General features: G+C 61.8%; 9 protein-coding genes. 8 read left to right on the top strand and 1 reads right to left on the bottom strand.

Annotated elements, in window-relative coordinates; translation table 11 throughout:
* Window positions 1–90: 90 nt before the first annotated feature.
* Genes FHS49_RS11740 through FHS49_RS11715 form a run of 6 tightly spaced genes read left to right on the top strand, consistent with a single transcriptional unit; the run spans window position 91 to window position 6,036 of the window.
* A complete protein-coding gene (locus tag FHS49_RS11740) occupies window positions 91–417 on the top strand; it encodes a high-potential iron-sulfur protein (RefSeq protein WP_184018735.1) in 327 nt (108 codons plus the stop codon).
* Window positions 418–469: 52 nt separating this feature from the next.
* Window positions 470–931, top strand: coding sequence for a c-type cytochrome (locus FHS49_RS11735; protein WP_184018733.1), 462 nt, complete (start codon window positions 470–472; stop codon window positions 929–931).
* Complete coding sequence (locus FHS49_RS11730; RefSeq protein WP_343052969.1) at window positions 928–1,731, top strand: hypothetical protein; 804 nt, start codon at window positions 928–930, stop codon at window positions 1,729–1,731. The genes FHS49_RS11735 and FHS49_RS11730 overlap by 4 nt, the downstream gene beginning before the upstream one ends.
* 38 nt (window positions 1,732–1,769) lie before the next feature.
* Entirely contained in the window at window positions 1,770–2,972 is a 1,203-nt protein-coding gene (locus FHS49_RS11725) for a hypothetical protein (protein ID WP_246350659.1), read from the top strand.
* Window positions 2,969–4,699 carry a DUF1592 domain-containing protein gene (locus FHS49_RS11720; RefSeq protein WP_184018731.1) on the top strand — a complete coding sequence of 577 codons (1,731 nt, stop codon included), beginning with the start codon at window positions 2,969–2,971 and terminating at the stop codon, window positions 4,697–4,699. Before FHS49_RS11725 ends, FHS49_RS11720 begins: the two co-directional genes overlap by 4 nt.
* A complete protein-coding gene (locus FHS49_RS11715) occupies window positions 4,696–6,036 on the top strand; it encodes a DUF1552 domain-containing protein (protein WP_184018729.1) in 1,341 nt (446 codons plus the stop codon). Before FHS49_RS11720 ends, FHS49_RS11715 begins: the two co-directional genes overlap by 4 nt.
* Before the next feature lie 106 nt (window positions 6,037–6,142).
* On the opposite strand, the gene FHS49_RS11710 is transcribed toward FHS49_RS11715, so the two are convergent.
* The gene (locus FHS49_RS11710; RefSeq protein ID WP_184018727.1) at window positions 6,143–8,863 is read right to left on the bottom strand and encodes a TonB-dependent receptor domain-containing protein; all 2,721 of its coding nucleotides are present in this window, start codon (window positions 8,861–8,863) and stop codon (window positions 6,143–6,145) included.
* Between the two features lie 303 nt (window positions 8,864–9,166).
* Here FHS49_RS11710 and FHS49_RS11705 point away from each other — a divergent pair, with 303 nt between their 5' ends.
* Window positions 9,167–10,102, top strand: coding sequence for a formylglycine-generating enzyme family protein (locus tag FHS49_RS11705; protein ID WP_184019764.1), 936 nt, complete (start codon window positions 9,167–9,169; stop codon window positions 10,100–10,102).
* A gap of 76 nt (window positions 10,103–10,178) precedes the next feature.
* Window positions 10,179–12,140: a sulfatase-like hydrolase/transferase gene (locus FHS49_RS11700; RefSeq protein ID WP_184018725.1), complete on the top strand. Its 1,962-nt coding sequence runs from the start codon at window positions 10,179–10,181 to the stop codon at window positions 12,138–12,140.
* Window positions 12,141–12,362: the final 222 nt, after the last annotated feature.

Below are 12,362 nucleotides of genomic sequence, written 5' to 3'. Positions count from 1 at the left end.
GCAGTCCATAATGCTAGACCGTCTCCGAGACAGGTCGGAAATCGACCGTATCGGTGCTTGACCGTGCTGGGAGGAGACAAAATGCCGCGCATGTCGGACAACCATGCTGCTTCTGGCCATCGGATCACTGGTCCGTGGAGCCGGCGGTCCGCCCTCGCGCTTTTCACGCTGGTGCCATTGGCGCTGACGGGAGCGTCCCAGGCGCTGGCGTGCGCAGATCCCGCCACGCTCTCCGCTGCGCAAAAGAGTATGCGCAAATCGCTCGGGTTTCGCGCGCCATCGGCAGATCCCAAGAAAGGCTGTGGCACCTGCGCCTTTTTTACATTGGGCGCGCCGGATTGCGGGAAATGCGCGCTGCTGAGCGGGGGCCAGGTGCCTGCCAATGGCGTGTGCGACTCCTGGGCCCAAAAGGCATGACGGGCGCAGAGCCACTAAGCCGCATCGACGGACGACAAGGGAAAAGGATCGCATGAAAGCTCACGGTAGATTGGGTCGCATCATCGCCACCTTCGTCGGGTGCGCTCTCGCAGCGCCCTTGGTGGCTGCGCCGACCAACATCATTGCGACGCGTATCGCCGGTTTTCGAGAGATCGGCGCGGCGTATAAGAATATCAATGACTCGTTGAGATCGTCATCACCCCAAATTTACGTGCTGCAAATCTCCGCCCGGCAGATTCGCGATTATGCCCGCCAGCAGCCCGGCTGGTTCCCGGTCGGCAGCGGCCCCAAGCCCGGCGTGAAAACCGCCGCCAAGCCCGAAATCTGGGGGCAGGCCGCGGCATTCAAGACGGCGCAGGACAATTTCGCCAAACAAGCGAACGCCTTTGCGGCCATCGCCGCCACCGGCGACGTCGCCAAGATGCGCGCACAGGCCAAAGCGCTGGGCCAGACCTGCGCCGCCTGCCACCGGGCCTTCCGGATCGAACAGTGACGACTTTCTTTCATCACGCCTCGCTGGCCATTGCCCTCATCGTGACGCCCGCGACCGCCTGGGCGCAGGCGTCGGACCTGCCTATAGCTGTGGCGGCATCCGACACTTTCCCTGCTGGCATCGGCACCAAGGCCGTGAAGGACGGAGCAGTCTATGTCGATAAGCGCGGACTGACACTGTATGGCATGGATGTGCGTGCGCTCACCGGGCGGACAGGCAAGCCCTTTTTGTTCTGCACCGGGGCCTGTCTCGATAGTTGGGAGCCGCTGCTTGCACCCGCCGGATCGCCTGTCCAGCCGACGCCCCCCGGTTTCGGTGGAAATTCGCGAAATGGCCCGCGGGTCGCGCCAAGCGGTGACTGGACGGTCTCCGAAGGCCCGCAAGGACCACAATGGACGTATAAGCGCGTCCATATGGTGTTCACCCGCAAGGGCGACCGTCCGGGTTCGACCGCGCATGACGGCGAGGATGTCTTCGTCTGGAACACGCTGAAATATATCCCTCCGGCCCCCAAGATTTCCGCCCCGCTTAGTGTTCAGGCCCGTCTGGTCGATGGTGCCTATGTGCTGGCCGATACGCAGGGCAATTTGCTGTATACGATGCAGACCAAGCGTTGCAGCGCAGCCTGCGCTGATTGGCAGGTGTTCCCCGCAGGCATGGCGCGGCGCGGCGTCGGTGCGTGGAGCGTGGAGCAGGGCCAGGATTATGCCCAGTGGCTCTATCACGGCAAACCGGTCTTCAAGATCAGCGGCACGGATCCCGCCAAAATCCCGACGGGTGGCGTCGTGCTGAAGCCCTGACGACCATTCACGACAAAACAGATGCGCATAGGAAGAGGATGCAGATGATGACACGGCTGAGCAAAGGCAAATGGGGGATCGCGATCGCCGCACTCCCTTTCGCAGCATTGCTGCCGGCGTCCACGAGCCTTGCGGAAACCTCGGTGCTCGCGCCGGCAAATACGGCATTGCCCGCACCGCCCGCCAATGGCGAGATGGGCTTCATCGTTACGCATTTCGCACCCGCCATTTACCAGGGCGAGCAGGATTGCCCGGATGGCGCAGCCGCCAGTTTGCGCGAAACCTATCTGCAGACCGTGCCCGCTTCAGAGCGCATCAGGCTGCTCGACAAGGCCAATGAACAGGAATTGACGACGCGCTGGCAGGGCTATGCCGTGGGTCCGAACGGGATCAATATCTGCACCCATCCCGATCAATTCAGCCGTCCGCCCCAGCGCACAGTGAAAGGCGGCGTGGCGCAGGGCCTCAACCTTGATGGCGATGAGGGTGCCGGGGATGGCACCGAAACCTGTGGCCATGACAATTTCACCAGTCCCGAAGGCGCGGCCGGCGTGGACAATCAGATGTGGCGGGCCATGGGCTGTATGCGGAGCTGGCGGGGCGTGGATGGCCTTGGCGGCGATATCGTGCACGGGCTGACGCAGTTCATGATCAGCGGCGAGCATACGCAGGTGCTGTTGTTGCGCGGTGTTGACAGTTTGGTCAACGATCCCGAAGTCGAAGTGGTCTACGCCAATAGCGAAGATCGCGCGATCATCGATCCGAAGCAGAATTTCATTCCTGGCGCGTCCTATACGGTGGTCGATAATCCGCGCCATCGCAACGTGTTGCGCGGCCGGATCGTCAACGGCGTGCTGACCACCACGCGGACGGATATCCGCCTGCGCCAGACCTGGGGGCAGGGATCGGAGCGCGATATTCGCGGGCAGCGCACCGAATGGGATCTGCGGCGCGGGATGCTCTCACTCGCGTTTCAGCCCGATGGTTCGCTCAAAGGCCTGGCGGGCGGCTATCAGCCGATCTGGAATGTGATCGCCAGCGCGTCGATCGGCGGTGTCGGTGCCGCCACCGTGGCCGGATATGACTGCGCCGCCATGTATGCCACCCTCAAGCAGATGGCAGACGGCGATCGCGATCCGAAAACGAGGCAATGCACGACCATTTCGAGCGGCCTGGCGATGACGGCAATCCCCGCCTTCATCAACGATACGGTCCCTGGAACGCAGGTGGCAAGCCAATGACCGTATTCGTCCCGAAACGCCCGCGTCTGGCGCGCGTCGTCGGCGCTGTCGCCGTCATTCTCGGCCTGGCGTCCTGCGCGGTCGACAAGGCACCGCAGACCGCCACCGCCGAGGCTTCCTTCTCGCTTCTCGGCGAACCCCTGGGCGAGATCGTCGCGCTCCGTCGGCTGACCGAGGATCAATATCGCAACAGCATTGCAGACATCTTCGGTCCGGATATCAAGGTTGCGGGGCGTTTCGAACCGATCGTGCGTCCGGCGCATGAGTTGATCTCCACCGGAGCGGCGGCTTCCACGATATCGCCTGCCGGGCTGGAACAATTCGATTCCATGGGGCGCAATATCGCCGCGCAGGTGATGTCCGAGCCAAACCGCCTGCAGTTCATGTCGTGCGTCCCGCGCGACGCCGCCGCACCCGATCCGGCCTGCGCCGCCAAGATGCTGGTCCCCATCGGCCGTTATCTCTTCCGTCGCCCGCTGACCGAGGGCGAGGTCGCCAGCTATGTCAAAATGGCGGGCGATGCGGTTGCCAATAACGGATCCTTCCATGGCGGGCTGGAGCTCGCGCTCGGGGCGATGCTCGTTTCACCGCAATTCCTCTATGTCATCGAAAGCGCCGAACCGGACCCGGATCACGCTGGTGGGCTGCGGCTGGACAGCTATTCGCGCGCGTCGCGGCTGAGCTTCCTCTTGTGGAATACCACCCCCAATGAAGCGCTGCTCCAGGCTGCGGCAAGCAAACGGTTGATGGATGATGCCGGGCTGGCGGAGATGGCGCAGAGAATGGTGCAATCTTCGCGTCTCGAAGATGGCGTGCGCGCATTTTTCGCCGATATGCTGCTGTTTGAGAAATTCGCTGAAATGGCGAAGGACCAGATCGTCTATCCGCGTTTCAATCCCGATGTCGCCGCTGCGTTGCCCGAGCAGATGCTGCGCATGATCGTTGATCATCTGGTGACGCAAAAGGGCGACTATCGCGACCTTTTCACCAGCCGGCGCACTTTCATCAATCGCGCGCTGGGGCCGCTCTATCAGGTCAAGGTTTCCGCATCACAGGGCTGGGTGCCTTATGAATTCGCGCCTGGAGACGAGCGATCGGGATTGCTGGGGCAGGCCGGCTTCCTGGCGCTCTATTCGCATTCTGGCCGCAGCTCGCCCACGTTGCGCGGTCGTGCGATCCGTGAGCTGCTGCTGTGTCAGCCGGTCCCCAATCCACCGGGCAACGTCAATTTTACCGCGGTTCAGGATGTGAACAGCAAGCTCATGCCGACCGCGCGGATGCGGCTCGATGCGCATAACAGCGATCCGGTGTGCGCGGCCTGCCACAAGATCACCGATCCGCTGGGCCTGCCGCTCGAAAAATTCGATGGCATCGGCGCATCACGCCCGAACGAGAATGGCGCGCTCATCAACACATACGGCATGTTCGAAGGTGCAGACTTTCTCGGCAACGTCGGTCTGGGCAAGGCGATGGCGTCGAGCCCGTCGACGACCGAATGCGTGGCCGGACGCGCCTTCCAATATGCGACCGGCCGGGCGCCGGACGAGGAGGGCAGCACGACCACGGCGATCGAGCAGAATTTTGCCACTCAGGGTTATCGCATCCAAGCGCTGTTCCTGCGCGTCGCAACCATGCCCGAGGCGTATCGCATCGCCCCGACACCGCCCAAAGAAAGCGTGGTCGCCATGGCGGCCAGAAACTCCAGCACGATGGGACTATATCCATGAGCTTAATATTGGATCGCAGGACCGCGCTGCGCGGTGCCGTTCAGGGCATGGCCGTGGCTATCGGCCTGCCGCTGCTTGATATCTTTCTCGATGGCAACGGCCAGGCCATGGCGGCCACTGGTGCGCCGGTGCCGGTGCGGTTCGGCACCTGGTTCTGGGGTCTCGGTGTCAATCCGCCCCGCTGGTTTCCCAACAAGATCGGTGCGGATTACGATCTCAAGGAAGAGCTGTCACCGATTGCGCCGCTCAAACACAAGATCAATATCCTCGGCGATTTCTCATTGCCGCTCGATGGCAAGCCCAATCTGCCGCACACCAGCGGCGGCGTCGGCATCCGCACCGGCATGGCCATCGCATCGGATCGTGGTTTGCCCGCGCCCTCTTTCGATGTGTTGATCGGGGATGTCATCGGCACGCGCACGCGTTTTCGCTCGCTCGAAGTCTCGGCGACCGGTGATCCGCGCAATTCGCTTTCGGGGCGCGGCAATGGCAATCTCAATCCGGCGGAGGTCTCTCCCGCCGCGCTTTATGCCCGGATATTCGGCACGGGTTTTCGCGATCCCAACAGCGCCACCTTCACGCCCGATCCGGCCGTCCTCGCGCGCCGCAGCGTCTTGTCCGGCGTGAACGAGCAGCGCCAGGCGCTCGAAGCCCGCCTTGGCGCGTCAGACCGCCAGCGGCTCGATCAATATTTCACCTCATTGCGCCAGCTTGAAAAGCAGCTCGATGTCGAATTGACCAAGCCCGATCCGATGCTGGGTTGCGTCGTGCCCGGAACGGTGCCCGATCGCCCGATCAATGCCGAGATCGAGAATGTGATGGAAAACCACAAGATCATGACCGATCTGCTGGTCATGGCGCTCGCCTGCGATAACACGCGCGTCTTCAACATGAATTTCAACAACGGTGCATCGTCGCTGACCCGTATCGGCAGCACGATCACGCACCATCAATTGACCCATGAGGAAGTGCTGGACAACCGGCTCGGCTATCAGCCGGAAGCCACCTTCTTCGTCAACAAATGTATGGAAGCCTGGGTCTATTTCATTCAGGCGATGGACGCGGTGAAGGAAGGCGACGGCACGTTGCTCGATAACAGCCTGGTCTTCGCGCATAGCGAAACCGAATTCGCCAAATTCCACACCATCGACAATATTCCGATGATGACCGCCGGTGCCGCCGGCGGACGCCTGCGCACCGGCCTCCATGTGGCGGGCGGCGGCACGCCGGTCAGTCGCGTCGGATTGACGCTGCAACAGATCATGGGCGTGCCGGTCGATCGCTGGGGCGCCGAAAGCCTGGAGACCAATATGCCCATCCGCGAGTTGCTGGTTTAGGCCGCGAAGGCCCGAAAGGGCATCCTGGCCTGGCCGCCACAGTCCGCCGCAATCCTGCGCCAATGCCGCGCATGGCATCGGGCTTGGCCGAAACGCCCGAAGGTGTTCAAAAACGCTTGTTGATCCCAAGCTGCACAATGCGGCCGAGATTGAAGCCAAAGAATCCATAGGCGCCGTTGAGCGCACCCCGGTAAAGCGGCGGATGCTTGTCGAACACATTGTCCAAATTGAGCGTGAAGGACAGATCCTTGAAAGCACCTTCGCCGCCGACATCATATTGGACGAATGCGTTGACCACCTTATACGCATCGACCCGCGACTGATTGAGATTGGCCGCGTTCGGCGTGACGTCGAACCCGCCCATGTGCAGCAGGGTCGCCTGTGCCCGCAGGCCGCCGATCTGCGCGCCAGCCGTCGCGGTGACATTCAGCCGCGGCGCGGTCGACACCGTGCTGGTTATCGGCGAGGTGGTCGAGGCCTGCGCCTCGAACGTCAGCATGTAATTGCCGGCGATATTGGCGAAAATCGAACCAAAACCAGTATTTTCGTGGATCTTCAGGCCAAAATCCAGACCGCTGGTGAAGACGCTGGTCAGGTTCTGTGCCCGCAGGTCGGCAAGGCTATAGACGTTGCTGGGGTCCGCGACATAGGCCGCAACGGCTTGAGGATTGCTGGCGAGCGCCGCCAGTTTCTGTACATCCGCCGCCGTGATGCCGCCGGTTGCCGTATAGAGCTTATAGTTGTTGGGATATTGGGCGTAGAATGCGGCGGGGTTGAAGATCGGTGGGGAGGCGATCTGGCCACGGAAGTTGATGTCATAATAGGTCGCGCTCAGCGACACGCCGCGCGCAAATGGCAGCCGCACGTCAGCACCGACTGACCATGTCTGTGCCTTTTGCGGCTGCAGATCAGCACCGCCGCCGGTAAGGAATATCTGGGACTGGCCGGCCAGAACCGGCACTCCCGGCGCGGCATATGCAACCGTCCCGCCACCACTGATCGTCGTCGGGCTGGCGACGCTGCTGTCCGCCAGCGAGGGTGCCTGGAACGACCGGCCCCAATTGCCGCGGAATGCGATCCACTCGACCGGCTCGTAGGTCAGGCCGATCTTCGGATTGAAGGTCCCGCCGAAGTCGCTGTAATGGTCGTAGCGGCCCGATGCCGACAGCAGCAGGCTTTCAATGCCCGCGGACCGGTTGCCGGTGCCGACGATCGGTATCGACAGTTCGCCGAAGACCGCCTTGGTCGTTCGATCTGCGCGGTTGGTCGCCAGCGAAGACAGCGCGGTGATCGCCGCCTGGCCGATCTTGATCGCATATTCCTCGCGCATGATCTCGAAGCCCATGCCAAGCTGGATGTCGCCGCCAGGCAGCGTCGCAATTGTGCCATCGATCACGACGCGGCCGTTGGTCAGGAAGTTACGCCCCAGCGCGTAGTCACGATAGTTGGCATAGGCATTGAGCACGGGCTGATTGATCGGATCCGCCAGATTGAACGGGTTGAACCTGCCCGCAGTCACGGCCGCGGCCAAGACGCCGGTCGCCGCCGCCCCGCCGATCGCCTCGGACTTACCTTCGCCGTAGTTGAACAGCGCGCGCCATTCCCAGCTATCGCTCAATCTGGCCGATATGGTGTTGGTAACGCCCCAGGTTTCAAGCGACGTGCGCGTATAATTATGTTCGCCCAGTACCGGGGCGAAGTTGAAGAGGACCGTTTCGGCGCGTCCGGTATTCGCATCGCCACTGTCGCGGTAGAAGGGATTGGTCGAGGTCAGCGTGGCCGATCCGACCAGCGGGCCGCCATCATTGATGCTGCGCCGATTGGCATAGAATAGGCGGGTATCGAACGTCACCGTATCCGAGAGATCGACGTTGAACCCGAGAAACACCGAATGCCGACTTTCGCTGGGAAACAGCGCTTTTGTCCGCTGGAGGTCGCAGCGATTGCCAAGGCCTGCCGTGAGCGATGGCAGGCCATAGGTCGTCGAGGCTCCGAGCGCGGAGCGGATCGTCATATTGCCCGGTGCGCAATTCAGATCGGCAGGAATGCCGTTGATCCAGTCTCGATTCTGTACATAGTCCCGGTCGGCCGCGTAGAGGATATCGTGCTTGGCATAATTGTAGGACAGCCAGATCGAACCCTTGTCCCAACTCTTGCCAAGCGTGGCGGAGGCATCCCAGGTCCAATAATCCTCGCCGCTGCCATACCGTCCTCGTACCTCGACACCATCGAAGCGCTTGCGCGTGATGAAGTTGATGACGCCGCCAACGGCATCGGCCCCGTAAGTGGAGGATCCGCCGTCGGTCACGATCTCCACCCGCTCGATCGCGCCAGCGGCGATCGCATCGGTATCCGGCGTTGTCTGCTTGATTCCCATGCCCGGCAGCCGGTGCCCGTCGAGCAGGACGAGCGTGCTCGATCCACCCGCGGCATTGCCGCCCAGATAACGCAAGGTGGGCCGGTTGACCGAGAGCGCCGATCCGTTGATGCCGGCTTGTGGCCGGCGCAGGAAATTGCCGCTCTGCGGGATCTGGGCGATAAGCTGCGATGTGTTGACCGCCCCCGACGCGATCGCATCGTCGCGGCTAAAAGTCAGATGTTGAGACCCGCCTGGCGCGACGCCGCGGAGCAGAGTGCCAGTCACCACGATTTCGGTATCGGGCTGGTCTTCCGCCTCTGCGATGCCGGCGGGCGCGTTTGGGGCAACGGCTTCTTGAGCCTGGGCAACGCCGGCTCCAAATCCCGCCAGGGCGATCACCAACCCGACCGGCGCTGCGCTCGACCGCAGCAGCGATGTGATCGAATATTCTTTGTGCTCAAGTGCCACGGTACGCCCCTTTGATTTTGAAATTTTGCAACGCATTTCAAGCGCCTGCCGGGGGCAAGTATAGTCGATCTAATTGGTAGACAATGAACTTAAACTTCGTTGTCAGCTAGGAAATGTTAGCGCGACCATAAACGCTTAAGCTGGAAATCGACGCTCATGATGCTAAGCTGCGGCGGAGCGGTCTGGAGGTCGGATCGGTAAGGTTGCTGGGAGCAAAGCCGGTCCATGGATGACGCATTTGCCGCCCTGCATCGCGCCGAACGACATGTCGCCAAGGCCGCGACGGGGGACAGCCATCCGGGAATGCGGCACCTGCCGGCCGGCGACTATCATATGGGTTCCGAGCGCTTTTACCCCGAGGAGGCGCCCGTCAGAAAGGCCCGGGTCAGCGGCTTCTGGATCGACGAGACCCCGGTGACGAACGCTGGCTTCGCTGAATTCGTCGCGGCAACCGGATATGTGACGCTTGCAGAGTTGGCCCCCGACCCGCGCGACTTCCCCGGTATGCCCGCTGACATGGCCCGGCCGGGATCGCTGGTGTTTGAAAAGACGGCAGGTCCGGTCGACTTGGCCAATCCCGCCAATTGGTGGCATTACCGCTTCGGTGCCGATTGGCGTCATCCGCGCGGCGCGGACAGCTTGATCGCGGATATGGCCGATCATCCCGTTGTTCATGTCAGCTATCAGGACGGTGCGGCTTTCGCGGACTGGGCCGGCAAGGCTCTGCCGACCGAAGTGGAATGGGAATATGCTGCGCGGGGCGGCCTGCACCGCGCGGAATTTGCCTGGGGTGATGAACTGGCTCCCGATGGGGCGATGCTCGCGAACTATTGGCAAGGCCTGTTTCCCTTTGCCAATCAATTGATCGACGGATTCGAGGGCACGTCTCCGGTCCGCACTTTTCCTGCCAATGGTTATGGCTTGTACGATATGATCGGCAATGTCTGGGAGTGGACGGCCGACTGGTACGCAGCGCCCAGCGCCCGGCCGCCGTTGCGGAAAGGCAAGTCGGGGAGTTGCTGCGAACTCCCCGTCAACCAGTATCGCGGCCGCGAACGCGACAGCTACGATCCTGCATGTCCGGAGATGCTGATGGGTCGCAAGGTGCTGAAAGGAGGCTCGCATCTTTGCGCGCCCAATTATTGCCAGCGTTACCGTCCGGCGGCTCGCCATCCGCAAGCGATCGATACGTCGACCAGCCATATCGGCTTTCGCTGCGTGATCCGTGATGAGGTCTAGCGAGCCGTGAACGCCGGGCTGCAGAGCCGCGCGTCATCGTGCAGAAACGATCAGTATGTTTTTAGAGGATTTCCTGATGAGCGATGAGCATAGCCGCCTGAAACGCGCCCTCTCACGGCGCAATGTTCTCGGCCGCGGCGTGGCCGGCGGCATGGCGGTGAGCTTCCCGCCGCTGGCGCTCGCGGCTGCCAGGCCTGCGACGCCCAAGGGGCTGCCGAACATCCTGTGGATGGTCAGCGAGGACAACAACCCCTATCTCGGGGCCTATGGCGATCCGATCGCGCATACGCCGCATCTCGACGCATTGGCGAAGAAGGGCGTGCTTTATCGCAATGCCTTTTCCAATGCGCCGGTCTGCGCGACCTCGCGCTTCGGCATTCTGACCGGCGTCCATGCCGAGAGTTGTTCGCCCGCCCAGCACATGCGCGCCAACGCGCATCTCCCCAAGCAGCTCAAGACCTACCCGGAATACCTCCGCGAGGCGGGCTATTACTGCCTGAACAATTTCAAGACAGACTATAATTGCGACATCGATCCAAAGATTATCTGGGACGATAACAGCCGGACCGCGCAGTGGCGTAACCGGCCGGCAGGCAAGCCCTTCATGGCGGTCTTCAACGACCTGACGACGCATGAATCCCAGATTTTCTTCAAGACCGAGGGGCGGGTCAAACCGGAGGATGTCCGCGTGCCGGCCTATCTGCCCGACACGCCGGAGGTCCGCACCGATCTGTCGAGCTATTACAACCGTATCGAAATGATGGACGCCAATTGTGGCAAGCGGCTGGCCGCGCTCGAGGCGGACGGTCTCGCCGAGGACACCATCGTCTTCTACTATTCCGACAATGGCGGGGTGATGCCGCGCAGCAAGCATTACAGCTATGACGAGGGCTACCGGACCTGCCTGATGATCTATGTGCCGCCCAAATGGCAACATCTGGCGCCCGCGCCGGCCGGCAGCGTCGTGAATAGCCCGGTCAGCTACATTGATCTGGTGCCGACGTTGTTGTCGCTGATCGGTCAGCCCAAAGCCCCGCACATGGTGGGGCGCGCCTTGCTTGGCCCTTATGCGGGAAGCCCCGAAAAATTCGCGTTCGGCGCAAACGATCGCCAGGGGGAACGCTACGACTTCAACCGCACCGTCTGCGACGGGCGCTATCGTTATATCCGCAACTATTTGCCCGATGTCGCCTGGGGCACGCCGATGAGCTATTCCTGGGTCGCCAAATCCTATCAATCATGGGAACGCGCACATGACGCCGACCGACTGAACCCCGCGCAAGATCGGTTTTTCCAGACCAAGCCCTATGAGGAATTTTACGATCTCGGCACCGACCGGGATCAGGTGCGCAACCTGATCGGCGACCCTGCACAGGCCGGTCGAATCGCGGCGATGCGTTCCGCGCTCGATCGGCATATGGTCAAGATCAACGATAATGGGTTCATTCCCGAGGGGCACGGGGCCGAAGGCTATTTTCAGAGCCGCAATCGCACGGCCTATCCGCTTGGCAAGCTGATGGCGCTGGCGCAGCAATCCGCGCGCCGCGATCCGCGAAACCTCGAGCGGTTCCGCAAGCAGCTTTCCCATGACAATGATCTTGTTCGCTATTGGGCGGTCTATGGCATTAAATTGCTGGGGTCCGATGCTGGGCTGGCCGAAGACCGACTTGTTCGCTTGGCGGAGCACGATCCATCGCCTTATGTGCGTTTGCAGGCGGCCAGCGCGCTGTGCGAAACAGCGCAACATGCTAAAGGCATTGCAAATCTGGCGACGATCCTGGACGCGGCGCCATCCGTAGCATTGCAATTGCAGGCGATCTCGGCGCTGATCCTTGCGGGCCGCTTGGCTCTGCCCGCTCTGCCCTCGATCCGCCGCCTCACCGCAAGCGACGACGAAAACCTCCACGCGGCCGCACGGTATCTCACTGCTGTGCTCGAGGGGGTCTATGCACCGGGCTACGACCTTCTGGACCGGTCGTGGTATGATCGGAAAAATGGCCCATATCTCGGCCAGCCAATGCCGGGGCCGACCTTCTAGCCGGCTGTTTGCGCAGCCTGTCAATCGTGCGTTGCTGCGTGGGGCTTCGAAGGATTATTGCCGGTTTAGTCAGCTCATCCGGTTGTTCGTTCTTTTGTGGAAAATTTCAGTTCTCAAAAACGGTCTTTCACGACGGGTCCTTTTTTGAGAAGCGGTTTGAGAGGGGCGTCATTCAGCCGCCAGAAACTGTCCAGAGTGCGCCGCACGGCGGTCGCCAAGCCT

It is taken from the genome of Sphingobium boeckii, assembly GCF_014199215.1.
GTDB lineage: Bacteria > Pseudomonadota > Alphaproteobacteria > Sphingomonadales > Sphingomonadaceae > Sphingobium_A > Sphingobium_A boeckii.
Note: the sequence above shows the minus strand (reverse complement) of the source record. Positions and strands in the feature narration are given on the sequence as shown.

Bases quoted from the DNA above. Each gene is read 5' to 3' on its own strand.
- FHS49_RS11740 (WP_184018735.1), top strand. From the start codon at position 91: ATGTCGGACAACCATGCTGCTTCTGGCCATCGGATCACTGGTCCGTGG.
- FHS49_RS11735 (WP_184018733.1), top strand. From the start codon at position 470: ATGAAAGCTCACGGTAGATTGGGTCGCATCATCGCCACCTTCGTCGGG.
- FHS49_RS11725 (WP_246350659.1), top strand. From the start codon at position 1,770: ATGCAGATGATGACACGGCTGAGCAAAGGCAAATGGGGGATCGCGATC.
- FHS49_RS11720 (WP_184018731.1), top strand. From the start codon at position 2,969: ATGACCGTATTCGTCCCGAAACGCCCGCGTCTGGCGCGCGTCGTCGGC.
- FHS49_RS11715 (WP_184018729.1), top strand. From the start codon at position 4,696: ATGAGCTTAATATTGGATCGCAGGACCGCGCTGCGCGGTGCCGTTCAG.
- FHS49_RS11705 (WP_184019764.1), top strand. From the start codon at position 9,167: ATGCGGCACCTGCCGGCCGGCGACTATCATATGGGTTCCGAGCGCTTT.
- FHS49_RS11700 (WP_184018725.1), top strand. From the start codon at position 10,179: ATGAGCGATGAGCATAGCCGCCTGAAACGCGCCCTCTCACGGCGCAAT.